This is a genomic window from Streptomyces sp. 549 (assembly GCF_030124175.1).
Lineage (GTDB): Bacteria > Actinomycetota > Actinomycetes > Streptomycetales > Streptomycetaceae > Streptomyces.
In genome coordinates, this window is sequence record NZ_JASKMT010000017.1 from 15,026 (window position 1) to 38,129 (window position 23,104).

General features: G+C 72.4%; 25 protein-coding genes and 1 pseudogene. 11 read left to right on the forward strand and 15 right to left on the reverse strand.

Features of this window, described 5'->3' with window-relative positions:
- From QNO07_RS18690 to cobM, 7 genes are all read left to right on the forward strand, one after another.
- Positions 1 to 579, forward strand: a complete 579-nt coding sequence (locus QNO07_RS18690; protein WP_283993303.1) for a DUF4383 domain-containing protein — start codon at positions 1 to 3, stop codon at positions 577 to 579.
- Between the two features lie 372 nt (positions 580 to 951).
- A complete protein-coding gene (locus tag QNO07_RS18695) occupies positions 952 to 1,788 on the forward strand; it encodes a DUF4397 domain-containing protein (RefSeq protein ID WP_283993410.1) in 837 nt (278 codons plus the stop codon).
- A 274-nt stretch (positions 1,789 to 2,062) separates the two neighbouring features.
- Positions 2,063 to 2,776, forward strand: coding sequence for a class F sortase (locus QNO07_RS18700; protein ID WP_283993304.1), 714 nt, complete (start codon positions 2,063 to 2,065; stop codon positions 2,774 to 2,776).
- A 109-nt stretch (positions 2,777 to 2,885) separates the two neighbouring features.
- Positions 2,886 to 3,716 (forward strand): anti-sigma factor, encoded by an 831-nt coding sequence (locus QNO07_RS18705; RefSeq protein ID WP_283993305.1) that lies wholly within the window; start codon positions 2,886 to 2,888, stop codon positions 3,714 to 3,716.
- Positions 3,717 to 4,002: 286 nt separating this feature from the next.
- The gene (locus QNO07_RS18710; RefSeq protein WP_283993306.1) at positions 4,003 to 4,401 is read left to right on the forward strand and encodes an SH3 domain-containing protein; all 399 of its coding nucleotides are present in this window, start codon (positions 4,003 to 4,005) and stop codon (positions 4,399 to 4,401) included.
- Between the two features lie 304 nt (positions 4,402 to 4,705).
- Positions 4,706 to 6,007, forward strand: a complete 1,302-nt coding sequence (gene cbiE / locus QNO07_RS18715; RefSeq protein ID WP_283993307.1) for a precorrin-6y C5,15-methyltransferase (decarboxylating) subunit CbiE — start codon at positions 4,706 to 4,708, stop codon at positions 6,005 to 6,007.
- 16 nt (positions 6,008 to 6,023) lie between these two features.
- On the forward strand, positions 6,024 to 6,815 hold the full coding sequence (gene cobM / locus QNO07_RS18720) for a precorrin-4 C(11)-methyltransferase (RefSeq protein ID WP_283993308.1): 792 nt from the start codon (positions 6,024 to 6,026) through the stop codon (positions 6,813 to 6,815).
- Positions 6,816 to 6,918: 103 nt separating this feature from the next.
- Here cobM and QNO07_RS18725 read toward each other — a convergent pair whose 3' ends face one another.
- The 5 genes and pseudogenes from QNO07_RS18725 to QNO07_RS18745 all read right to left on the reverse strand — a co-directional run bounded on the left by QNO07_RS18725 (position 6,919) and on the right by QNO07_RS18745 (position 9,948).
- The gene (locus QNO07_RS18725) at positions 6,919 to 7,080 is read right to left on the reverse strand and encodes a hypothetical protein (protein WP_283993309.1); all 162 of its coding nucleotides are present in this window, start codon (positions 7,078 to 7,080) and stop codon (positions 6,919 to 6,921) included.
- 210 nt (positions 7,081 to 7,290) lie between these two features.
- Entirely contained in the window at positions 7,291 to 7,779 is a 489-nt protein-coding gene (locus tag QNO07_RS18730; RefSeq protein WP_283993310.1) for a hypothetical protein, read from the reverse strand.
- Between the two features lie 94 nt (positions 7,780 to 7,873).
- Positions 7,874 to 8,037 (reverse strand): annotated as a pseudogene (locus QNO07_RS18735) (cobalt-precorrin-5B (C(1))-methyltransferase); the annotation flags it as partial.
- A gap of 181 nt (positions 8,038 to 8,218) precedes the next feature.
- Entirely contained in the window at positions 8,219 to 8,686 is a 468-nt protein-coding gene (locus tag QNO07_RS18740) for a GNAT family N-acetyltransferase (RefSeq protein ID WP_283993311.1), read from the reverse strand.
- A gap of 62 nt (positions 8,687 to 8,748) precedes the next feature.
- Positions 8,749 to 9,948, reverse strand: a complete 1,200-nt coding sequence (locus tag QNO07_RS18745) for a cobalt-precorrin-5B (C(1))-methyltransferase (RefSeq protein WP_283993312.1) — start codon at positions 9,946 to 9,948, stop codon at positions 8,749 to 8,751.
- An 89-nt stretch (positions 9,949 to 10,037) separates the two neighbouring features.
- Here QNO07_RS18745 and QNO07_RS18750 point away from each other — a divergent pair, with 89 nt between their 5' ends.
- Positions 10,038 to 10,778, forward strand: a complete 741-nt coding sequence (locus tag QNO07_RS18750; protein ID WP_283993411.1) for a cobalt-precorrin-6A reductase — start codon at positions 10,038 to 10,040, stop codon at positions 10,776 to 10,778.
- Positions 10,779 to 10,821: 43 nt separating this feature from the next.
- Here the strand turns inward: QNO07_RS18750 and QNO07_RS18755 are convergent, their stop codons facing one another.
- From QNO07_RS18755 to QNO07_RS18765, 3 genes are all read right to left on the reverse strand, one after another.
- Positions 10,822 to 11,745, reverse strand: a complete 924-nt coding sequence (locus tag QNO07_RS18755) for a cytochrome c biogenesis CcdA family protein (protein WP_283993313.1) — start codon at positions 11,743 to 11,745, stop codon at positions 10,822 to 10,824.
- Positions 11,742 to 12,362, reverse strand: a complete 621-nt coding sequence (locus tag QNO07_RS18760) for a redoxin domain-containing protein (RefSeq protein WP_283993314.1) — start codon at positions 12,360 to 12,362, stop codon at positions 11,742 to 11,744. Before QNO07_RS18760 ends, QNO07_RS18755 begins: the two co-directional genes overlap by 4 nt.
- 587 nt (positions 12,363 to 12,949) lie before the next feature.
- Complete coding sequence (locus QNO07_RS18765; RefSeq protein ID WP_283993315.1) at positions 12,950 to 14,227, reverse strand: hypothetical protein; 1,278 nt, start codon at positions 14,225 to 14,227, stop codon at positions 12,950 to 12,952.
- A 174-nt stretch (positions 14,228 to 14,401) separates the two neighbouring features.
- Here QNO07_RS18765 and QNO07_RS18770 point away from each other — a divergent pair, with 174 nt between their 5' ends.
- The gene (locus QNO07_RS18770; RefSeq protein ID WP_283993316.1) at positions 14,402 to 14,749 is read left to right on the forward strand and encodes a VOC family protein; all 348 of its coding nucleotides are present in this window, start codon (positions 14,402 to 14,404) and stop codon (positions 14,747 to 14,749) included.
- A 20-nt stretch (positions 14,750 to 14,769) separates the two neighbouring features.
- On the opposite strand, the gene QNO07_RS18775 is transcribed toward QNO07_RS18770, so the two are convergent.
- The 4 genes from QNO07_RS18775 to QNO07_RS18790 all read right to left on the reverse strand — a co-directional run bounded on the left by QNO07_RS18775 (position 14,770) and on the right by QNO07_RS18790 (position 16,577).
- Positions 14,770 to 15,111, reverse strand: a complete 342-nt coding sequence (locus QNO07_RS18775) for a hypothetical protein (RefSeq protein WP_283993317.1) — start codon at positions 15,109 to 15,111, stop codon at positions 14,770 to 14,772.
- Between the two features lie 136 nt (positions 15,112 to 15,247).
- Positions 15,248 to 15,496: a DUF397 domain-containing protein gene (locus QNO07_RS18780; protein WP_283993318.1), complete on the reverse strand. Its 249-nt coding sequence runs from the start codon at positions 15,494 to 15,496 to the stop codon at positions 15,248 to 15,250.
- 8 nt (positions 15,497 to 15,504) lie between these two features.
- The gene (locus QNO07_RS18785) at positions 15,505 to 15,747 is read right to left on the reverse strand and encodes a DUF397 domain-containing protein (RefSeq protein WP_283993320.1); all 243 of its coding nucleotides are present in this window, start codon (positions 15,745 to 15,747) and stop codon (positions 15,505 to 15,507) included.
- Complete coding sequence (locus tag QNO07_RS18790; protein ID WP_283993321.1) at positions 15,744 to 16,577, reverse strand: helix-turn-helix domain-containing protein; 834 nt, start codon at positions 16,575 to 16,577, stop codon at positions 15,744 to 15,746. The genes QNO07_RS18785 and QNO07_RS18790 overlap by 4 nt, the downstream gene beginning before the upstream one ends.
- Before the next feature lie 127 nt (positions 16,578 to 16,704).
- Between QNO07_RS18790 and QNO07_RS18795 the strand changes: the two genes are divergently transcribed.
- Complete coding sequence (locus tag QNO07_RS18795; RefSeq protein ID WP_283993322.1) at positions 16,705 to 17,136, forward strand: ATP-binding protein; 432 nt, start codon at positions 16,705 to 16,707, stop codon at positions 17,134 to 17,136.
- Positions 17,137 to 17,254: 118 nt separating this feature from the next.
- Here QNO07_RS18795 and QNO07_RS18800 read toward each other — a convergent pair whose 3' ends face one another.
- Positions 17,255 to 17,758 (reverse strand): DinB family protein, encoded by a 504-nt coding sequence (locus QNO07_RS18800; protein ID WP_283993324.1) that lies wholly within the window; start codon positions 17,756 to 17,758, stop codon positions 17,255 to 17,257.
- A gap of 221 nt (positions 17,759 to 17,979) precedes the next feature.
- Here QNO07_RS18800 and QNO07_RS18805 point away from each other — a divergent pair, with 221 nt between their 5' ends.
- Positions 17,980 to 19,866 carry an AMP-dependent synthetase/ligase gene (locus QNO07_RS18805; protein ID WP_283993325.1) on the forward strand — a complete coding sequence of 629 codons (1,887 nt, stop codon included), beginning with the start codon at positions 17,980 to 17,982 and terminating at the stop codon, positions 19,864 to 19,866.
- A 70-nt stretch (positions 19,867 to 19,936) separates the two neighbouring features.
- On the opposite strand, the gene QNO07_RS18810 is transcribed toward QNO07_RS18805, so the two are convergent.
- Both QNO07_RS18810 and QNO07_RS18815 read right to left on the reverse strand, forming a co-directional pair.
- Positions 19,937 to 20,776, reverse strand: coding sequence for an AbfB domain-containing protein (locus QNO07_RS18810; protein WP_283993326.1), 840 nt, complete (start codon positions 20,774 to 20,776; stop codon positions 19,937 to 19,939).
- 720 nt (positions 20,777 to 21,496) lie between these two features.
- Positions 21,497 to 23,104, reverse strand: a complete 1,608-nt coding sequence (locus QNO07_RS18815; RefSeq protein WP_283993327.1) for a precorrin-2 C(20)-methyltransferase — start codon at positions 23,102 to 23,104, stop codon at positions 21,497 to 21,499.

The following is a 23,104-nucleotide window of genomic DNA, read 5'->3' on the forward strand; positions in this document are numbered from 1 at the left end:
ATGAAACTGAGCGACGAACTGCCGACCGACCACCGGCTGGCCACCGTCTACCGCTACGGGGCCGCCCTGAGCGGCCTGATCCTGCTGGCCTTCGGCACCCTGGGCTTCCTCGACCGGCTGGCCTTCTTCGACACCACCGGCCAGTCCGTGGCCGGTCTGTCCAGCAACGGCCTGCTCAGCCTCATCTCGGTCGTCGTCGGCCTGCTGCTCATCGCCGGGGCCCTGATCGGCGGCAACTTCGCCTCCACGCTGAACATGACCATCGGCGCGCTGTTCGTCGCCAGCGGCTTCCTGCACCTGATCGTGCTGGAACGCGGCGCGAACCTCCTCGCCTTCCGCATGCCCAACGTCATCTTCAGCTTCGTGATGGGCTTGTTCATCCTCACTTTCGGCATGTACGGCCGGGTGAGCGGCGGGCTGCCGCACGACAACCCGTACTGGCGCAGCCGCCACCCCGACGAGGCCGCCCGCGAGGAGCGCCGCGCGGGTGTCGGCGCGGCCGGGCCGCGCTCGGTCACCGGCGCCGACGTACGCCGTCCCAGCCTGCCCGGTCCGGTCGGAGGCCCCGGCCAGACCTGACGAGCCGGCGACGCGGCCGGCGGAGAGACCTCCGCCCCGGCACCGCGTCGCCCCCCGGGCCCGCACGGGTGCCCGTCGGCAACCACCTCCACGCCGGCGCATCCGTGCGGGCCGCCCACGTGGAAGAGGGGAGTGCGGGAATCGGCGGGCAACGCCCGTGCCCGCCGATTCCCGCAGCCATCGCGCACCGGCCGTCGACATCCGACTCCGGCCGGGGCGCGCCGGTGTGTTCCGACCCGCACCGCCGATTTCACGCGGTGGCACTTCAGTTCCGGCAACATTCCGGAAGGCGCATCCGGTTCGGTGCAGCCCCCGGAAGAGGTCAGTAAAACCCCGTAGAGATCGGGGCCAGTCGCGAAGGGAATTCCAATGATGAACTCGCGCACCGCAGCAGCGATCGTGGCCGCCGTGGGGACCTGCTCCCTCGCGCTGGCTGCGACCCCCGCCGGCGCCGCTCCGGCGGCCGACGACAACAAGGCGATGGTGTCCGTCTTCCACGGCGTTCCCGGCCTGACTGTCGACGTCTACGCCAACGGCGACGAACTGCTGCCCGACTTCGAGCCCGGCACGCTCACCGACCCGCAGGCCCTCGACGCCGGCACCTACGACATCAAGATCTTCGAAGCCGGTGCCGACCCCGAGGGCGACCCTGCGATCGAGAAGGAGATCGAGGTTCCCGCCGGTGCGAACGCAACCGTCGCGGCCCACCTCAACGCGGACGGCGAGCCCCAGCTGACCGCCTTCGTCAACGACGTGTCCGACGTGCCCGCCGGCAAGTCGCGGCTGACCGTGCGGCACGTGGCCGCCGCTCCGGCGGTGGACGTCCGCGCGGGCGGATCGCCGGTCTTCGAGGGACTGGAGAACCCGGACGAGGGCACCGGTGAGGTGGGCTCCGGCACCGTCGAGGCCGACGTCACGCTCGCCGGCACCGAGGACGTCGCGATCGGCCCGGCCGACCTCGACCTGAAGGAGGGCACCAGCAACGTCGTCTACGCCTGGGGCAGCGCCGAGGACGACAACCTGGAGCTGAAGGTCCAGTCGTTCAGCGGCATGCACTCCTCGCCCGAAGCCGTGCACGCGGGCGGCAACGGCGCGGCTGCCGGTGCCAACTCCTCCGACGCGTGGCTCGCCTGGAGCGCGGCCGGCGCGGTGGCCCTGGCCGGCGGAGTGCTGATCGTCCGCCGACGTGCCGCCGGACAGCTCGGCTGATCCGACGGCACGTCCGCGCCCGATCCGGTCGCCTCCCCCTCCCCGGCCGGGACCCCGAGCCCCGGCCGGGCCGGCCGTCCGGTCCAAGGCCCCGTCCCCCCGGACCGGACGACCCGACCGGTGAGCGCTTCCGCCCACCGGCACCTGCACGTCACCACCTGCACGTCACCACCTGCACGTCACCACCTGCACGTCACCACCTGCACGTCACCACCGGCACGTCACCACCGGCACGTCACCGCCGCACCGGCATCAGCAGACGAGGAGTTCGCCCATGCGTCAGGTACCGCGGGCCCGGTGGTTCACGGTGTGCGGTGCCGCCGTGGCCGCGGGGTTGGTGCTGCTGGTGGTCCTCCACCTCAACGACCCTGCGCCACCACCGGACTTCGGCGGCGGCTCGGCGTCCGCGCCGGTCCAGGACCGGTCCGGCCCCCGCACGCCGGACCGCGTCAGCGACGGCCCAGGCAGGGACGGGGGCCGGCCGCCGGAGAAGGGCGCGCGGGGCGGCGCTGACGCCCAGCCGCCGCGGGACGCGGCCCCCGCACCGGTCCGGCTGCGCATGGAACGGGTCGGCGTCACGGCGGGGATCGTCCCGGTGGGCGTGGCGAAGGACGGCACCGCCGAGGTCCCCGCCGACCCGGCCGAGGCCGGCTGGTACCGCTTCGGCCCAGCGCCCGGCGACGCGGCCGGCTCGGCCGTCCTGGTCGGCCACGTCGACTCCGACACCGGTGAACTGGGCGCGTTGGCAGCCCTGTACGACGTCCGCGAGGGCGACGTGCTCACCGTGCGCCGCGACTCCGGAGAGCCGGTCGAGTACCGCGTGTCCACCCGGCGCACCGTGCCCAAGGACGAGCTACCGGCGGACGTGTTCCGCCGCGACGGCCCGCCCGTGCTGACGCTTGTCACCTGCGCCGCCCCCTACGACCCGGACCGCGGCGGATACCAGAACAACGTGGTGGTCACGGCGGTCCCGGCGGGACAGGACTGAGCGCCGGGCCCAGCGGCCCCGGCCGGCCGCTCGGCCGGCCGGCCCCCTACGTACCGTCAGCCGCCGGGGCGTTCAGCTCCTCGAACAGATACAGGTGAGGAGGTCGGCGGTGAGGCACATAGAGCCCGCGGAACTCAGCGAGTTGGCACTCGGTGGTGAGTCGGCCCAGGGGCCCACCGCCGAGCACCTGCACGCGTGCGCGCACTGCCGGACGGAACTGGCCGTGCTGCGCCGCGTCGTGCGGGCCGCCCGCACCGCCGCCCCCGAGGCGGACCGCCCCACCCCGCCGTCGCCCCGCGTCTGGCAGGGCATCGCCGCCGCGCTCTCCCACGATGCTGACGGCAGCCCGGACACGACCGACGCCGACCCGGACGCGACCGCTGCCGACACTCCCGGCGGTCCGGCCATGCCCGGTGGCCCGTCCGCTCGCTCGTCCGCCGGTCCGTCCGCTCGCCCTGCGGCAGCCGGTCCCGTTGCGGGGCAGCCGCGGCGCTCCCGGCGGCCGGCGCTGCTGGCCGCAGCCTGCCTTGCGGCGGGCGCCGTGCTGGGCGGCACCGCCACGCACCTGCTCGGCGGCGGCGATCCGGCGCCCGCCATGCAGGCGGGCCCGGACGTGACGCTCTCGCCGCTGCCCGCCGACCTGGACGCGGTCGGCACGGTACGGCTGGAACGGCTGTCCGACCCGTCCGCCCGGGAGGTGCGCATCCGTGTGGAGGGGCTGCCGCGCACCTCCGGCTTCTTCGAGGTGTGGCTGATGGACGCGGACGGCAAGAAGCTGATCTCGATCGGGGTGCTGCACGGCGATGGCACGGCCTCGCTGCCGCTGCCGCCCGGTGTCGACATCGGCGAGTACTCGCAGGTCGACGTCTCCGACCAGCCCTACAACGGCAGCCCCGAGCACTCGGGCAGGAGCCTCGTGCGCGGTGCGCTCGCCGGCTGACCGCGTACCGGTCGCGCTTCCGCCCGGCCCCACCCCCGCCCGCATCTCGCCCCCTCACTGTGGCGTTGTGGGCGCGCTTCCGCACGCCCCCGCCAGTGCTCCGATCCGCCCCGTGCTGCTCGGCGCGGCGCGGTCCGGCGGTGGGCTTATCGGGTGACTTGACGGTATGGCGACGACACCTTGGGCGGCGGCTGCCCGCATCGTCGTCGTCGGGAAGGCAGTCCGGTGCCGCATCGGGCGCACTCGCTTTCCCTTCGCCTGGACGTTCGACAAGGAGACATGGCCCATGTTGAAGAACCGGAAGATCGCCGCCGCCCTCGCCTCGGGTGCGCTCGCCGCCGGCCTGCTCGCCGCCACGCCGGCGATCGCGATGGACGAGGAGCCGGCAGAGGTGCAGGCCGCCGCGGCGCAGACCGAGGTCCAGGAGGAGGCCCAGACCCTGGCCCACCCCCGCTACGCGTACGGCAAGGTCGTCGCGCGCAGCGGCGTCAAGATCCGCGCCAAGGCCACCACCGCCTCCTACGCGCTCGGCGGCTTCAACCACGGTGCCCACGTCAAGCTGGCCTGCAAGGTCAAGGGCCAGTGGGTCCACGGCAACCAGATCTGGTACAAGCTGGCCGACCGCAAGGGCTGGGTCACCGCCCGCTACGTCAAGAACCTGAAGCACGTCAACTACTGCCGCTGACCCGGCAGCGGCGACGGCCGCACGCCGTCGCCCCCCGCGGGTCCCGGAGCTCGGGCGGCACCCGCATGACCCTCACACCGAAGTGAACGCAGCACCCGCTCCACCGCAGCACCCGCTCCACCGCAGTACCCGCAGTGCGGCAGCTCCCGGCCCCACCAGGCCGGGAGCACGCCGCGTTCCGGGGCCGGCGGTCGCGGGGGATGACCGCGGACGGGGGCGCCCCGGCCGGAGGGCCGGGGCGGCCGGAAAGTAAAGTCGGGCTTCCGTTCCGCCCCCCGCGCCCCCTGAACCAGAGGTACCGGAGTTGAGCCCCGCACCCCCCGCGCCGCAGACCGGCGGCCCGGCCGGGCCCGCCGCGCACCCGGTGACCGTCGTCGGCATCGGCGCCGACGGATGGGCCGGACTGCCGGCCCGTTCCCGTCAGGCCCTGCTCGACGCCGAGGTGCTCGTCGGAGGCCCCCGGCAACTGGACCTGCTGCCCGCCGACTGTGCGGGCGAACGCCTCACCTGGCCCGTCCCGCTGCGACCGGCCGTGCCCGGCCTGATCGCCTCCCGCGAGGGCCGCCGCATCGCCGTCCTGGCCAGCGGCGACCCCATGTTCCACGGCATCGGCCGCACCCTCGCGGAGACGATCGGCGCCGACCGGCTGCACGTCCTGCCGCACCCCTCGTCGGTCTCGCTCGCCTGTGCCCGCCTGGGCTGGCCGGTGGAGACGACCGCCGTCGTGACGCTCGTCGGCCGCCCGCTCGCCGGGCTGGCCTCCGCACTGCACGACGGCTGCCGGGTGCTGGTCCTCAGCGCCGGCCGCGACACCCCGACCCAGGTCGCGGGCCTGCTGCGGGAACGCGGCTTCGGGCCGAGCCGCCTGCGGGTCCTGGAGCAACTGGGCGCCGGCCGCGAGCAGGCCATCGAGGGAACCGCCGACACCTGGGACGCGCCGCCCGGCGACCCGCTCAACGTCGTCGCCGTCGACTGCCGCCAGGCCCCCGGCGCGCTGCGGCTGCCCGTCGTCCCCGGCCTGCCCGACGAGGCCTACGAGCACGACGGCCAGCTCACCAAGCGGCACGTGCGGGCCGCCACCCTCGCCGCGCTCGCCCCGACCCCCGGCGAGCTGCTGTGGGACGTCGGCGGCGGTTCCGGCTCGATCGCCGTCGAGTGGCTGCGCGCCCACCCCTCCTGCCGGGCGGTGACCGTCGAACGCGACCCGGTCCGCGCCGCCCGCATCACCCGCAACGCCGAGACGCTCGGCGTGCCCGGCCTGCGCGTGGTGACCGGCCGCGCCCCGCAGGCCCTCGACGGGCTGCCCACGCCCGACGCCGTGTTCATCGGCGGCGGCCTGACCGCGCCCGGCCTGCTCGACGCCTGCTGGGCGGCGCTGCGGCCCGGCGGCCGACTCGTCGCCAACACCGTCACCCTGGAGTCGGAGGCGCTGCTCACCGAGCGCTACCGCGTCCACGGCGGTGAACTCGTCCGGCTGGCGGTGGCCCATGCCAAGCCGGTGGGCGGCTTCACCGGCTGGCGCCAGGCCATGCCGGTAACCCAGTGGGCCGCCGAGAAGCCCGCCTCGGGCGGCGCGAAGCCCGCGCCAACTGACTGCGAAGACTGACGAAGGACGAAGGACGATGACGGTCTACTTCATCGGTGCAGGTCCCGGCGCCGCCGACCTGATCACCGTGCGCGGCGCACGTACCCTCGCCGCCTGCCCGGTGTGCCTGTACGCGGGCAGCCTGGTGCCGCGGGAACTGCTCGCCGAGTGCCCGCCGGACGCACGGCTGGTGGACACCGCGCAGCTCAACCTCGACCAGATCACCGAGGAACTGGTCGCCGCGCACCGCGCCGGCCAGGACGTGGCGCGGCTGCACTCCGGCGACCCGTCCGTCTTCAGCGCCGTCGCCGAGCAGATGCGGCGGCTCGACGCCGCCGGGGTGCCGTACGAGGTGGTGCCGGGCGTGCCCGCGTTCGCCGCCGCCGCTGCCGCACTCAAGCGGGAACTGACCGTGCCGACCGTCGGCCAGACCGTCATCCTGACCCGCATCGCCCAGCAGGCAACCGCCATGCCCGACGGCGAGGACCTGGCCACGCTCGGCCGCAGCCGCGCGCTGCTGGTGCTTCACCTGGCCGCCCGGTACGTCGACCGCGTGGTGGACGAACTGCTGCCGCACTACGGCGCCGACTGCCCGGCGGCGGTCGTCGCCATGGCCAGCCGCCCGGACGAGGTGGTACTGCGCGGCACCCTGGACACCATCGCCGCCCTCACCAAGGACGCAGGCATCACCCGCACCGCGGTCATCATGGTCGGCCGCACCCTTGGCGCCGAGCAGTTCCGCGACAGCCACCTCTACTCCGCCGACCGCGACCGCCCGCACGCGACGTGCGAGGGGACGGACGGCGAGGCGCGTGGGGACGTCGGGTAGCGGATCGTGACGGGGCTTACGTGGGCGTTGCGTGGGGAGTCCGCCCCTGAGGGCGGGATGCGCTGAGCGGACACCTGGGTACAAGAGAAAGGGCTCCGCAAGCTCATTCCGTCTGCTTCGGGTGTCCTCGGCTCGCCAGCTTGACCCAGCAGATCCGCTTCTCTGCGTCCAGCAGATACCAGACCCGGCCGCCGTTGAGCACCTCGAGCTGCCACTGCGGCAGTTCACGACCTGCGTGCACGCCCGTCGCCAGCTCCCGCTTCAACCGGAAGTGTCGGCTCGTGGGCCCCTCGGAGCGGCACCCCGCGTTCTGGCGCATCTGAATCCAGGCCCAGTGGGTGTTCCCGGGTTCCTGAGCGCAGAGATCCTGCCACCCTTTGATCGCCTCGTTCGTCGAATAGCGAACATCGAACTCGTCTCCGACTGCCGGAGGGGCGACGGAATCCCCCCGCTTCGGCGTCACTCGGCGACTGCCTTACTTGGCATCGGCAGGCGGTTCGTCCACAGGGCCAAAGTCGTCCTCCACGGGTTCTTGCAGCTTCTGGCGAAGCGCCGGATCGGAGTAGATCTCGGCCGTAGCCTTCCACGAAGAGATCAGAGGCGCCAAAGGCCCAACGGTGCCCAGGTCAGAGGCCGCTCGGGCGGTGTCCACGAACTCGACCAGGAACTCCCGGACGGCGTCCTCCGGCAGGAAGCGCACCCAGGGAAACGCCTCCGGGAAGACGCGGGTGAGCAGGTCCACCGCGCTCGGGTCAGCCTTCATCATCGCGACGAAGAGCCTGGTGGTGGAGTCGACGACCTCGGTCGCCTGGTCGGCTCGCTCCGCCGTCGTCAGGTACAGGTCGTCCTCGCCGCGGCGGTGCAGGCGCATCCCCTGACGGGCGGATCCCTGCATGCGGGCGACCGTGTCCTTCGGCTTCTGGATGAGCTCGGAGAAATTCGCTTCAGCATGCGTGGCGGTCATGACTTCAAATCTACTTCAAAAGTCCGGGCGATGCACCGTCGCGAAGCCGCCGACCTCGTGCGTCAACGCGGTGCTGTGCCGTGCGGCCCCTGGGACCCGCGCGGCTCTCGGGGGCGGCGCGGCCCACGACGGTGCCGGCGCGGTCGATGCAGATGACGTCCGCCGTCATGGATGCGTCGAGTAGGACGGTGCCAGCGCCTCGTCGCGTGCGGTGGCGGCGACCAGGTCGCCGAGCGGGACCCCGGCGGCGGCGCACAGGGGCGCCGAGCTGGGCGGGGTGGACGGATTGGGCCGCCCACCGTTGGCCATCGCTCATGTGAAGGAGGACCTACCTGCATCGTAACCCGGCCCCCGGAGGGTTTGGATCGGCTCAGGTCTACCCGGGCAGTGCGCTTGCGAACTGGCCTCGCCCTGCCGGCCCAGCCCGGCGAGGACCTTGTCAGGTTGTGGTGCCGCCGAGCTGGTGCTCTCCGATGTAGCGCCGGAAGCCGTGCGCCAGGAACCGGAATCCACAGGACTCGTAGAACGAGTGCACGTACGCGTCATCGGCTGCCAGCAACTGAACCTTGTAACAACCGGCTGATTCGCCGAGGCGTACAGCCGTCTCCATCAGCCGTTGTCCGATTCCTTGCCGCTGGCGGGATCGTGCGACCACGACGTTCTCGACGAAGAGGATTGATCGGCCGCCACGAGTGAGGTTCGGCAGGACCATGCAGTCCGCAGTGCCGACGACAGTCCCGTCCAGCTCTGCGACCAGTACGGTTCGGCCGCGCTGGGCGGAGATCTCCGCCCAGAGGGCATCGGCCGACTCCTGTGGCAGGGACGGATCGTCCGGGTTCAGTTCGCTGAAGAGGGCAAGCAGAGACGGCAGATCTGTCGCGTCAGCCGACCGCACGGTGATCCTCATGGACCGAATCGTAGGACGAGACCCTTCCGGGGCGGGCAGAGGGCTGTCGAGATCGCCCCAGGTCAGGTGCCCTGCGGTCCCCGGGGCTCCGCGCGGCCTACGACGGTGCCGGCGCGGTCGATGCAGATGACGTCGACCGTCACGGGGGCGCCGCGCAGGACCGCGAGCGCTTCGTCGCGGGCGGTGGCGGCGACCAGGTCGCCGAGCGGGACCCCGGCGGCGGCGCACAGCTGTAGTGCGGCGAGGCCGGTGTTGGCCGCCGCCACCTCGGCGGCCAGCGCCTCGTCGGCGCCGCCGCGTCGGGCCAGTGCGGCGAGGAAGCCCTTGTCGACCTGCGACCGGGCCGAGTGCAGGTCGAGGTGGCCGTGGGCGAGCTTGGACAGCTTGGCGAAGCCGCCGCAGATCGTCAGCCGGTCCACGGGGTGCCGCCGGACGTACTTCAGGACGGCACCGGCGAAGTCGCCCATGTCGAGCAGCGCGTCCTCGGGCAGGCCGTGCTCGGCGGCGGCGGTGCGTTCGGAGGTGGAGCCGGTGCAGCCCGCCACGTGGGTGCGTCCCGCCGCGCGTGCCACGTCCACACCGCGCCGGATGGAGTCGATCCACGCCGAGCAGGAGTACGGCACCACAACGCCGGTCGTGCCCAGCACGGACAGGCCGCCGAGAATGCCCAGTCGCGGGTTCCAGGTGCTGCGGGCGATCTCCTCGCCGTGGTCGATGGACACCTCCACGCACACGTCGCCGCTGCCGCCGTGGCGGGCGGCTACCTCCGCGACGTGGCGGCGCATGAGGTCGCGCGGTACCGGGTTGATGGCCGGTTCGCCAACCGGCAGCGGCAGACCCGGCTTGGTGACCGTGCCGACGCCGGGACCGGCCCGGAACACCACGCCCGAACCGGGCGGCAGCGGTGTGACGGTGACCCGGACCAGGGCGCCGTGCGTGACGTCCGGGTCGTCGCCCGCGTCCTTGACGACCCCGGCCGTGGCCCGGCCCTCGGCCAGCTCCTCGACTGCGAGCGCGAAGGCGGGCGTGTGGCCCTTGGGCAGGGTGACGGTGACCGGGTCGGGGAAGTCGCCGGTCAGCAGTGCGGTGTAGGCGGCGGTGGTTGCCGCCGTCGCGCAGGCGCCCGTCGTCCAGCCCGAGCGCAGCCCGGTGTGCTTGAGCTGCGCGCTGCGGCCCCCGGCGGCGGTTGCGGGGGCATCTCCGGCACCGTTCCCGGTTGGCTCGGGCGGCTCGGGCGGGGCAGAGTGTGCGTGCTCAGGCATGGAGGTCCCCCGTGAACACCGCACCCGTCCCGTCCGACGGCACCCCCGGGCAGCCGCCCGCGCCCGGAACTTCGTCAGCCCGGCGGCACGTGCTGGTACTGGGCGGGACGGCGGAGGCGCGGCGGCTGGCCGCCGAGCTGGTGGGCTGGGCGCGTCCCGGGCTGCGGGTGACCAGCTCGCTGGCCGGACGGGTCGCCTCCCCGCGGCTGCCGCCGGGCGAGGTGCGCGTCGGGGGCTTCGGCGGCACGGCGGGGCTGACCCGCTGGCTGCGCGAGCACCGGGTGGATGCGCTCATCGACGCCACCCATCCTTTCGCCGGCACGATCGGTTTCCACGCGGCCGAAGCCGCTGCTCATGCCCATGTTCCCCTGCTGGCGCTGCGACGGCCCGGCTGGGTTCCCGGTCCGGGTGACGACTGGCACTCGGTGGCGTCCCTGGCGGAGGCCGCAGAGGAGCTGCCCGCGCTCGGCGAGCGGGTCTTCCTCACCACCGGGCGCATGGGCCTGGCGGCCTTCGCCCACCTGGACGGGCTGTGGTTCCTCGCCCGTTCCGTCGACCCTCCCGAGCCGCCGCACCCGGCCCGCATGGAGGTGGTGCTCGACCGGGGGCCGTTCACCCTCGACGGTGAACGCGACCTGCTGCGGCGGCACCGGATCGACGTCGTCGTCACCAAGGACAGCGGTGGCCCGGCGACCGCCGCCAAGCTCACCGCCGCCCGTGAGGCGGGCATTCCCGTGGTTGTCGTCCGCCGCCCGCCGACGCCGGAGGGTGTGCCGTCCGCACCTGACCCGGCGGGCGCGGCCCGCTGGCTGCGCGACGTGCTGGGCTGACGGCGAAGACGGCCAGGGAGAGTAGCCCACCTAGCGCGCCCGGTCAGTGCCCGGCCGGCTGCCGGTTCCGCCTGCGGCGGCGGGCCACGCCGACCACCGCGAGCACGGCGACCAGGGCCAGGGCCGTCACCGCCACCGGTGCGAACCCGAGGTCGTTGAGCCAGCGCGTCAGGTCGCCCTGCCACTCGGTGGCGGTGCCCACCACCGGGTCGTCGGCCGAGCCGCCGGACAGTACCCTGACCTCGTACCAGCCGTAGTACGCGACGTAGGCGCCCGCCAGGAGCAGCAGGGCGCCGCTGGCCCGGGTCACGTACGGCAGCGCCCGGCGGACCCTGGCGATCACCGCCTCCTGGGACAGGGCGACCGCCAGCGTCAGCACGCCGACGACCGCGCCCATGCCGAGGGCGTAGGCGAGGAACACCCCGGTGACGCCGAGCACGCTTCCGTCCCGGAAGGCGGTGGACGTCAGCGCCAGGAACGGGCCGACCGTGCAGGACAGCGAGGCGATCGCGTAGGAGACCCCGTACAGGCCCAGCGACGCCGCCGAGTCAGACGGCCTGCCTCCGGGCCTCGGCTTCAACTTCGGGACGGGTACACGTAGTTCGCGTCCGGTGAGCAGGTAGGCGCCGGTGCCGAGCAGCAGTGCGCCGATGACGATCGTCACCCAGGGCAGCCAGCGTTCCACCGACAGCGCCAGCGGCGCCACGACCAGTCCGAACGCGCCGAAGACCAGGGCGAACCCGCCGGTCATGGCCGCCGTGGCCACCGCCGCCCGGCGCAGCGCGCCGAGCCTTGCCCCGGCCGTCGCGCGACCCGCAGCGGCCCCGGGCTGGCCTTCGTGCCGGTCTCCGGGGTCGCCGCTGCCGACGAACAGCGCAAGGTAGGCGGGCAGCAGGGCGAAGCCGCACGGGTTGACGGCGGCCAGCATGCCGGCCGTCACTGCCAGTGCGTACGGGACCGAACTCACTCGCCGGTCAGCTTCCCGACACGTGCGTTGAGGGCCTGCTCGCTCATCGTGCCCGGCACGACCTCGACCTTGCCGGTCTTGTCGACGAAGGCCAGCGCGGGCTGCGCGGTCACGCCGAACCGCGACCACAGCGAGCCGTCCTCGTCCACGGTGTGGGCGAAGTCGCCCAGGTCGTGGGTGCCGACGAACTTCTTCATCTCGTCCGTCCGGCCCTTGCCGGCCACGCCGACGAACGTGACGTCGTCGCCGTGCTGCTCGACGGTCTTCTTGATCGCCGGGGCCTCCGCCGCGCAGACGGTGCACCACGGTGCCCAGAACCACAGCACGGCGTTCTTGCCGTGCAGCGACGCTCCGTCGAAGTCGTCGCCGTCCAGGGTGGAGGCGGTGAACGCCAGCTCCTTCGGCACGTTGCCGGAGCCGGCCTCGTCGCCCTCCGGTTCCTGGCCGCCGTCCTGCTGCCCGCCGTCGCCCGGGGTGGAGGGCGCGGGGTCGGACTCGGTCACCTTGCCGGTGCCGCTGTCGGACTCGTCCGTGCCGCCACCGCAGGCGGCGGTGACGGCGGTCAGGGTGAGGACGCAGAGCGCGGCGGACACTGCGCGGGAGCGCGGGAGGCGCATGGTGGATGGTTCCTTTCGCGGTTCCGACGCCCGGCACGCGGACCGCGCACCGCACGCCCTGACCCTAGACGCGCCTCGGTGGTAGGGCCGCCGAGCGGCGGACGATGTTCTACTTCCGTAAGAACCCGGGGGGATTCGACATGCGAGGCAGTGGATCGGTGCAGCACCACGATCTGAGCCCGAACGGGAGCCGGCCCGGTCCGGTGGAACCCGGTCGAGACGGCACTCCGGAACCTTGATCGCTCCGGCAGTCATCACCCTCAAGCCAAGGTGTCTCACCCCGCACAGGCAGACGGGTTAGGGCGCTGGCCGGCCGAACCGTCAGCCCATATCCCGGCGCGGGAAGAAGCGCCGCCGCAGTTGATCGCCGACTTCACCTACAACGATCACCAGCACAGCACCCGCCGCACACCCCGAGAGGTCCGTCGGTTGACCGGAGACCCTGCCCAGGAGCCAGAGGACCGCGGTAACAGCCGCCCACCACGTGACCCACATGTTGATCGCGGACAACCAGCGTCGTCTCTCCACAGCATCAAAATACGTCCCCCGCGCTCGATCTGAGCGGACTGGGGTGCAGAAGCAGGTACTCAGGGCTCCGGCGGAGACGCCGTGGTCTCCTCGTGAGGTGCCTGACGTGCGGGCGAGGCGGTGTCTCCCTGGGGCCGTCGCCTGTCGTGCTGGTCGGCTGCGACGCGCAGGGCGGCGCGCCAGCCGTGGCCCTGGCGGATGAGGTCGGCCGGACCGTCGGGGCGGACCAGCGGCTCGTCCGGTCCCGTGCGGGGGCGCGGTGGTGACGTGGGGGCGGGCCGGTCGGGCAGGGACCAGGCCGGGATGGGCGGCAGGTAGCGCAGCAGGCGTTGGCGTACGAACGCCGCCGGGCAGCGCACGCCCTCGGCAGGCAGGCCCTGGGCCACGGCGAGGCGGATCGCCTCCGGACGTCGTCCGCGCAGCAGGTACTGACCGGCGAGCTGTGCGAGTTCCGGCAGCTTGTCGGACGGCAGGGCGAGTTGGGGATCGCTGTGCTGGAGGGAGCGCAGCACACATTCGGCGTGCTCGGCGTAACGGGCGAACACGCCGGTCAGCGCGGGGAGTTGTGTGAGCGGCGTCCGGGGGTCCGCCGCATCGGGCGCGGAGGGGTCTTGTCCGAAGCCGGGCGGACGAGACGCCGACGGGCGAGGGGCGAACGGGCGAGGGGCGGAGGCGTCCGGGGCGGCTGCCGCCGGGACGCTGACGCTGCCGGTCGCTGCGGGGAGGGGGAGGGGGGTCTGGTTCTCCTCAATCTGACTCCCCTCGGGAGGACGCCGCCGGGTGGGCGGGGCAGCGGTCCGACCGGCGGCCGGTCGCCGAGCCAACAGCGGAGGCGAGGCGGACGGCTCGGGCGTCATCCGTGGGGTGGGCGCCGTCCTCGCTGCCCCTACTCGTGCGGTCGCTGCCGCAGAACGGCCGTCCGCCTGCCACTCCCGTGAGTTGAGGATGCGCACGCCCCAACGGCGGGACGCCGCAGTGTCCTTGCCGAGTCGGGCGGCCTCCTCCGCTGCTGCCCAGGCCGCCGCGAGCGCGTCGGGGGTCCGCAGCGGGACGAGCGACGCCATGCGCTGGTCGCGGATCTCGCCGCGCCCGTTCTGGCGCTTGCGGGCGTGCCAGTGGCCCAGCAGGCGCAGCGACTTGCGGGCGGCGTTCGTCTTCTCCTTGCCCATGCGCAGGGTGCGGGCGACGGCGTCGCTGTTGCGGGCATTGCGCGGTGGGAGCTTGACCATCGCCTGGAGCAGCCGCAGCGCGGCGTCGGTCAGGGAGCAGTCGTCGATGAGGGCTTCCGGCGTTTGCAGGAAGGCGGCGCGCGGCGGCGCGTTAACATCGCAGGGCATCGTCGGTGGGTCTCTTCCACTTGTGCGGTGTAGGCCCTCGGCGTGGTGTTGGCTCACCTGCCGGGGGCCGCCTCGTCACGGAGGCGAGGCGGAACATCACCCAACGTACACCGTGTATGCCAGGGTGTAGGACAAATCCACCGCAAGGGTGAATCGACCTACCGGGAGCCGCACATGTCCGTCCGCCGAGTGGTACCCGACGTCCGCTGCGAGGACTTCGAGCAGAGCCGCGACTTCTACGGGCTGCTCGGCTTCGAGGAGGTCATGGAGCAGGGCTGGGTGATGACGATGGCCTCCACGATCAACCCCACCGCGCAGATCACCTTCGTGACCGAGGACCGCACCGCCCCCGTCGAGGCGGACATGAGCGTCGAGGTGGACGACGTGGACGCCGTCTACGCATCCGTCCTTGCCAGCGGCGCCACCATCGTCCACCCCCTCACCGACGAGGAGTGGGGCGTGCGCCGTTTCTTCGTCAGGGACCCCAACGGCCGCGTCGTCAACGTCCTCGGCCACCGCTGACCCTCTCGGGAGGGGTGTGGTCACCCGTGGCTGAGGATCACCATCAGGGCCGTGCTCTCGGCGAAGATCTGGACGGCGAGCGCTGCCTGCCGCATCCGCAGGGCCGTTGCGGCCAGCGCGGTGAGGAGCGCCACGGCACCGACGCCGGCGCTCCACCAGAAAAGCCATTCCGGTAGCCCGGAAGCACAGTTCTCCCCGTATGTGAGACATCGTGAGGCCTGCGCCGAGGCCAGCACCAGGACACTCGCCAGCGCGGCAGCGGGAAGGAAGAGGACGGCGGCTATGGAGGCCCACAACCGCGTGCGGTCCTTGGGCGGTTCGGCCCGAACCGTAGGAGCGGGGACGGGTGCGGATACGTTCATGGCCCCATCCAACGCGGGCGGCCGGTGCCGCACAGCCGCCCGGGTACTCAGATCCGGGGGCGTGTACTCAGACGGACGGCGACTCCGGGCAACACGGAACAGCCCCGCCGACGTTGCCCCGCCCTCCGGGCGTGGCTCAGCTCTGGCGGGCGAGCTGGACGAACGCGGCCCAGGCGTCCGGAGTGAGGGTGAGGTGAGGGCCAGCGGTGCGCTTGCTGTCGCGGACGTGGACCGCCTCAGCACACCGTCCCACCTCGACGCAGTCTCCGCCGTCGGGGCCGCTGTAACTCGACTTCTCCCAGGAGACGGCGACTTCGAGGCAGTCCCCGCCGCCGCCGCCGCTGCCGCTGTAGCTGCTCTTGAACCAACTCAGATGGCGGCTCATCGCGTGGCTCAGCTCTGGCGGGCGAGCTGGACGAACGCGGCCCAGGCGTCCGGAGCGAGGGTGAGGTGGGGACCGGTGGCCTGCTTGCTGTCGCGGACGTGGACTACCGCAGGGCATCGTGCGACCTCGACGCAGTCGCCGCCTTCGGGACCGCTGTGGGTGGACTTCTTCCAGGAGATGGCGACTTCGAGGCAGTTGCCGCCCTCGGGTCCGCTGTGGCTGCTTTTGAACCAGGCTGGTTCGCTGCTCATCGCTCTCCTGCTCCCTGCTCGATCAGCCGTGCGGACTCCTCCAAGTTGAGTGCCCGCGATCGCAGCTTGCCATACCGAAGACCAAAGGAACTGACCGTGCTCGGCTCGGTGATGACGGTGCCGATGCCCTGCGATTCCAAGTAGCCGACCTGCCTGTGTTCGGAGGTCTCAAGCACCACCAGCGGTCCGCTGGCGCCGGGGTGCATGCCGACGTTGGCCCCCATCACCTGTACTTCCACGTTGGGTAGCCGACTCACCTCCCGCAGATGCCGAAGCTGCTCGGTCAGCACCTCACGCCCTCCCACCGGGTTCCGCAGGGCGGGTTCCCACAGCACGAAGGAGAACTGGACCATCGGTTTGCGCGTCAGCAGCTTCTGCCGTTCGAGTCGGGCTTCCAGGTGCTGTTCGAGGATGTCAGGTTCGAGCGTGGGGCAGTGGCCGTCGAACACCGCGCGGGCGTAGTGCTCGGTCTGGAGAAGGCCCGGTACCAGCTGGGGTTCGTACTGGAACCGGCTGACCGCCTCCAGCTCGATCTTCGCGAAGTCCTGGAAGAACTTCGGCAGCTTGGCCAGCTCCACCTCCTCCTGGAGGGCGAGCAGCGCTCCTCGTGCGTTGAGCGCGCGTTCCGCTGCCTCGGTGAAGGTGATCTTCGCCGGTCGGCGGCCCTGCTCGACCGACGCGGCCTGCTCCGGCGAGTAGCCGACGGCCTCCGCGAGTGCGGGCTGCGTCATGCCGGCCTGCTCCCGGAAGAGTTTGAGCAGCCGCCCGTAGCAGCGCCACGCTTCCGGCCGGGTGTCCTCGTTCGGTCGTGTCCTCAGTGTCCGTCCCATGCGCTGTCGGCCTCCCCGTTCCCCGTCCCGTACTGGTCCCGTACGGGATCGCTCCGGTCCGTACGTCGTGCATCGGTACTCCGAGCTGATCTGTGCAGAGTAGGTGCAGTGACCGGACGGTTACCGTGTGACAGCAGACAATCCTTCGACCGAGTGCGGCACGTTGTTCCGCATGCGCTTCACCTCCACTCCCCGGGGCGCCCGGTTGGCGCGGCGGCTGACCGCCGAACGGCTCGACACATGGCGGGTGCTGCTCTACGGGACCCCTGCCTCCCGTGCCGTCGAGCTGATCGTCGGGGAGCTGTGCGCCAACGCCGTCCGGCACGGGTCCGTCCGGGGCCGGGACTTCGAGCTGGGCCTGCTGCGGCGGGGCGACGTGCTGCGGATCGAGGTGTCCGACGCCCGCGACGAGCAGTTCCCGCCGACCGAGGTGCGGCTGCCGCCCGTGGTCGCCGAGTTCGGCTACGGACTGGTCCTGGTGGCGGCCTTCGCCTCCCGCTGGGGCACGGTCGGGCGCGTCCCGGTGGGCAAGACCGTCTGGGCGGAACTGAACCTTTGACCGCGCTGCGGGGCAGGCGCGTTGGCGGGACAGGCCCGGACTGCGGGTCGCGGCCCACAACGCGGGACGCGACCGGGACGGGAGTCGAGCGGACGACGTCACCGGGACGACCGGTGGCCTACTCGCCGACCTCGCCGTCGATGGCTTCCCGCAGCAGATCGGCGTGCCCGTTGTGGCGCGCGTACTCCTCGATCATGTGCGTGAGGACGTATCGGACGGAGATGGCCTCACCTCGGAAGTCCACCGTGGCGTCCAGGGACGGGAAGGTGCTCACCACGTCGCGGGCCTCCTCGCACGCGGTGCGCCAGGCGGAGAACGCCTCCTCCCTGTCGGCATCCTCCACGTGGAACTCGCCGTGGTCACCGCCGAAGTCCGGCCACAGGCCGTTGACCGTCTCACCCTTCAGTACCTGCCGAAACCATGTGCGCTCCACCTCTGCCATGTGCCGGACCAGGCCGAGAAGGGTCAGTTTCGACGAGGGAACCGCTCGCTGCTTCAGCTGGTCGCCGGTCAGACGTTCGCACTTCAGGGCCAGCGTGGCGCGCTGGTAGTCGAGGAAGGCCGTCAGGGACGCACGATCCGTCGCCACCTTGGACGGGTGTTTGCGCTGGTCGTCGATCATCACGGCATGATGCCAGTCCGAAGTACCGCCCGGTTGGTGTCACCGCCCCACTCCGCCGGACCGGTTCGTGTCCGTAAACACCCGCTGTGCACCGTTCCATCCCGCTAGTCCCGCAGCTTCCTCTCTTACGTAACGGCCGGTTTCCGCTTAGTCTCGCCGCAGCTCGCGAGTTACCTGCCAGTTAACAAGTCCATGTGGGCGTCGCCGCCCCGGAGGTCGATGTGAGTTCCGCGCAGTCCCAGATCGAAAGCCGCCCTGTCTCCGTGGCGCACCTCTTCCTGTCGCGGGTGGAGGACACGCCGAACGCCGAGGCGTACCGCTACCCCGTGCCGGTCGGCGATGGCTCCACCGATGACGAGAAATGGGTGTCGCTCACCTGGGCGCAGACCGCCGACCGGGTCCGGCTCATCGCGGCCGGTCTGCTGTCCCTCGGTATCCGTCCGGAGGAGCGGGTGGCGATCTCCTCCTCCACGCGGGTGGAGTGGATTCTGGCCGACATGGGCGCGATGTGCGCCGGCGCCGCCGCCACCGCCGTCTATCCCAGCACCAACGCCGACGAGACGGAGTACATCCTCTCCGACTCCGGCAGCCGGGCGATCTTCGTGGAGGACGCGGAGCAGCTGGCCAAGGTGGCCGCGACCGCGGAGCGTCTGCCGGGGCTGCGGCACGCGATCCTCTTCGACGTGCCGGCCGACGCGCCCCTGGTGGAGGGCGTGGAGGTGCTGTCGCTCGCCGAGCTGGAGAAGCGCGGCACGGCGTACCTGGAGCAGCACCCCGACGCTATCGAGCGCACGGTTGAGGCCATCGAGCGCGAGCAGCTCGCCACCCTGATCTACACCTCCGGCACGACGGGCCGCCCCAAGGGTGTGCGGCTGGTGCACGACTGCTGGTCGTACCAGGGTGTGGCGCAGGAGTCGTCCGGGTTGATCCTCTCCGACGACGTGCAGTTCCTGTGGCTGCCGCTGTCGCACGTCTTCGGCAAGGCGCTGATCTCCGGGCAGATCAGGACGGGCCACGTGATGGCGGTGGACGGGCGGGTCGACCGCATCGTCACCAACCTGCCCGCCGTCCGGCCGACGCTGATGGCGTCCGCGCCGCGCATCTTCGAGAAGGTCTACAACGGCATCGCGGGCCGGGCCAGGGCGGAGGGCGGTGCCAAGTACAAGATCTTCCTGTGGGCGGCGAAGGTCGCCCGCGACTACGCCAGGACGCGGCAGGAGAGTATGGCCGCGACGGGCACGCCCCAGGTGCCGCTGCCGCTGAAGCTGCGGCACGCCGTCGCCGACAAGCTGGTGTACGGGAAGATCCGGGCGGCCTTCGGCGGCAACCTGCGCGGAAGCGTCTCCGGCAGTGCGGCCCTCGCGCCCGACATCGGCTACTTCTTCGCCGGGGCGGGCGTGCACGTCCTGGAGGGCTACGGCCTGACCGAGACCAGCGCGGCCGTCACGGTCAACCCCGCCGAGGACTACCGCGTCGGCACGGTCGGCCGGCCGCTGCCCGGTACCGAGGTCCGCATCGCGGACGACGGCGAGGTCCTGCTGCGCGGTCCCGGGGTCATGCGCGGTTACCACAACCTGCCGGACAAGACCGCGGAGGTCCTGGAGAGCGACGGCTGGTTCCACACCGGCGACATCGGCGAGGTGGACAAGCACGGCTACGTGCGGATCACCGACCGCAAGAAGGACGTGTTCAAGACCTCGGGCGGCAAGTACGTGGCGCCGACCGAGATCGAGGGCCGCTTCAAGGCGGTCTGCCCGTTCGTCAGCAACATCCTGGTGCTGGGCAGCGGACGCAACTTCTGCAGCGCGCTGATCGCCCTGGACGAGACGGTGATCATGCCGTGGGCCGCGTCCAACGGCATGGAGGGCCGCAGCTACACCGAGGTCGTCACCTCCCCGGAGGTCCACGAACTGATCGACGGCTTCGTGCAGAAGGTCAACGCCGACCTGCAGAGGTGGCAGACGATCAAGAAGTTCTCCGTGCTGCCGCGCGACCTCGACATCGAGCACGGTGAGTTGACGCCGAGCCTGAAGGTGAAGCGGCCCGTCGTGGAGCGCGAGTACGCCGAGGCCATCGAGTCGATGTACGAGGGTTCCCGCGAGGCCTGACCCCGCAGGGGACCTCCAGCACACGCCCGGTGCGGGACGGCGGTTGCCGTCCCGCACCGGGCGTGTCCGGTCAGCCCGGGGGTGCGGTGAGGCGGAACGACGTGTCGGCCTTGTACAGCGCGTTGTGCTCGTACGGGTCCAGGCGCAGGACGAACTGGCGGTGGCGCAGGAAGCGGCCCGGGTAGTTGTACGACTCGAACGAGACGGAACCGCTGACGGCCCCGTCGCGGCGGCAGAACGTGGCGTCCTTGTGGAACAGCGCGGACCCGTCCGACCTGCCGACGCGCACTTGGAAGTTGAGGTGGCGCAGGTAGCCGCCGTCGTGGGTCCGGAAGGACTGGCAGTTGCTGTCGGCCAACCCCGGCACCAGGGTGAACGTGGCCCGCCTGACGGCTTCGGGATGGGAGCCGCCGCCCACCCGGTCGAGGTGCACACCGCCGTTGCGGTGCAGCACGAACCGGTCGGGGTAGTTGACGGACTGCAGGGACCGGCCCGCAGCGGGCGCCGGCGTGCTGCCGCCGCCCTTGCCGTTACCGCCCGTGCTGTTGCCGCCCTTGCCGCTGCCCGGGGTGCTTCCCGGAGTGCCGTCCGGGCTGCCGGAGGGCGAGGCGGAGGCGGTCGGGTGGGAGGGTTCCTTCTCCTTTTCCACGACCTGTGCGGCGGCGGCGTTCTCTCTGGCGGTCGGGTCCGCCGATCCGGAGCGCGACGGCGTCGGAGAGTCCGGCGTGGTGCCCGGGTCGGCCGGGACCGCCAGGGCTTCCTGGGCGGGACGGCCCTCGCCGAACGGCGGGTCCGGCTCACCCGTCAGCGTCAGGGCCAGCAGGAGCAGTGAGCACGCCGTGAGCCCGGAGGTGACGGCGACCGGACCCGTCGGCCGCCGCTGCAGACGGGTCAGCAGCGGTTCCGGCACGGTGGGCGGGCGCCGGGGTGCCTCGTCCTGGAAGAGGCGGAGGTCCTCAGGCCGGGGCTTGGGGAGTGCGGACGGGACGTCACCGGGTGCGGCGACCTCCGCGAACCGGGCGAGGGACGCGGTGGACTCGGCCAGCGGCAGCTCCGGCCCGTTGGTGGGCGGAAGCAGGGGCGGCGGTGGAACGGGGGGCGGGACGGCTCCGGGGCCGCGCCGCGAGGTGTGACCGGTCGGTCCGGTACCGGTACCGACGGTGGGCCAGGGCGGTTTGCCCGACCCGGCGGGTGGTTGGTGCGTGCCGCGGCTCAGGTACCGGGGTATGCGTACGTCCGGGTCACGTCGGGCTGTGCCCGTGGGGGGGACGTCGTCCGGCGCGGGAGCGTCCCCTCGGGGGCTCGTGCCGCCCCGTGAGGGGAGGCCGCCCGGCGGTGTTCTGTCGTCCTGGGGGTTTTCGCCTGACAACTGCGGGACGCCTCCTCAACCTGTGTCCCGGGGCGGGTCTCCGTCCCGGCGACGCCTGGCCGCGCGGGGCGGAGACCTCCGGACATGTGGTGGGTCCCCCGGATCCGGGGAGTGGGCGCTCACAGTAGTGCAACTTACCGCCACGTAACCAGATTTCGTTCAATACGCAACAACACGATTCCGTTTACGTGGCTCGACACTCCGTGCGAATGCCCTACTGACGCTCTCGTCAGCACGAAGTCCGGGACAGGCACACGTCGTTCACGCCTCCGGATAGCGTCGCGGGGTCCAGACCACGTGGTCGTCGTCGCTGCGGCGCACGGCCTGGGTCTGGGATGAGCCGACCAGGATGATCGTGCGCATGTCGACGTCCGCCGGGTCGAGTTGGGCGAGCTGGATGATGCGCACCGACTCCTCGGGGCCGCCGACGTCCCGGCCGAGCACGACGGGGGTGTCCGGCGCGCGGTGTTCGAGCAGCAGCTCCCGGGCCTTGCCGACCTGCCAGGTGCGGCTGCGCGAACCGGGGTTGTACAGGGCCAGTACCAGGTCGGCGGCGACGGCCTTGCGCAGCCGCTCGGCGATGACCTCCCACGGCTTGAGCCGGTCGGACAGCGAGATCACCGCGTAGTCGTGGCCCAGCGGCGCCCCGGCGGCGGCTGCCGCCGCGTGCGCCGCGGTGACCCCGGGCAGCACCCGCACCGGCACGTCCCGGTACTGCTCCTGGCACGCCACTTCCAGCACGGCCGTGGCCATCGCGAAGACCCCCGGGTCACCGGAGGAGACCACGGCCACGCGGTGGCCGCGCCGGGCCAGGTCGAGGGCGAACTCGGCGCGCTCGGACTCGACCTTGTTGTCGGAGCCGTGCCGCCGCTGCCCCGGGCGCACCGGCACCCGGTCCAGGTAGGTGGTGTAGCCCACCAGGTCCTCGGCGGCGGCGAGTTCACCGCGCGCCTGCGGCGTCAGCCACTGCGGACCGGCCGGGCCCAGCCCCACGACGACCACCTCGCCGACCTCGCCGACCTCGCCGCCGCCGGTGCGCGGCGGTGCGGACGAGCCGACGCGGCTGGGGACGACGGCCACCGAGAAGTACGGCACCGAGTCCGCCGCCACGTCGGCCAGGCGGCCGGTGCGCTCGGCGGGCATCGTCGCCCGCTCCACGTAGTACGCCTCGTCGAGCCGCCCCGACCGCTCCAGCGCGCGCCGCACGTGCGGGAAGGTGCGGCCCAGCTTCATCACCGCGGCGGAGTCCGTGGCGGCCAGCCGGGCGGCCAGTTCCTCCTCCGGCAGCGTGCCCGGCAGCACCGTCAGCACCTCCTCGCCCTCCACGAGCGGCTTGCCGAGCCGGGCGGCGGCGGCGCTGACCGACGTGACACCGGGGATGACCTCGGTCGGATAGCGGTGGGCGAGCCGCTTGTGCATGTGCATGTACGAGCCGTAGAAGAGCGGGTCGCCCTCGGAGATGACGGCCACCGTGCGGCCCGCGTCCAGGTGCGCGGCGAGGCGGGCGGCGCACTCGGTGTAGAAGTCCTCCATCGCACCCTGGTAGCCGCCGGGGTGGTCGGTGGTGCCGGTGGTCACCGGGTAGATCAGCGGCTCCTCGACGTGCTCGGGACGCAGGTGCCGCGCGGCGATGGACCGCGCGATGCTGCTGCCCGGCCGGGCGCCGTGATACGCGACGACGTCCGCCTCGGTGATGACCTCCACGGCCCGCAGCGTCATCAGCGACGGGTCGCCGGGGCCCAGCCCGACCCCGTAGAGCCGCCCGGTCCGGCCGGTTCCGCCGGTGCTGTCGGTCCCGTTCACGGCCGTCTCGGCTGCGCCGGCCGTCTCGGCCGCGTCGTCCGGGGCGGTGCCGTGCTGCTCGACCAT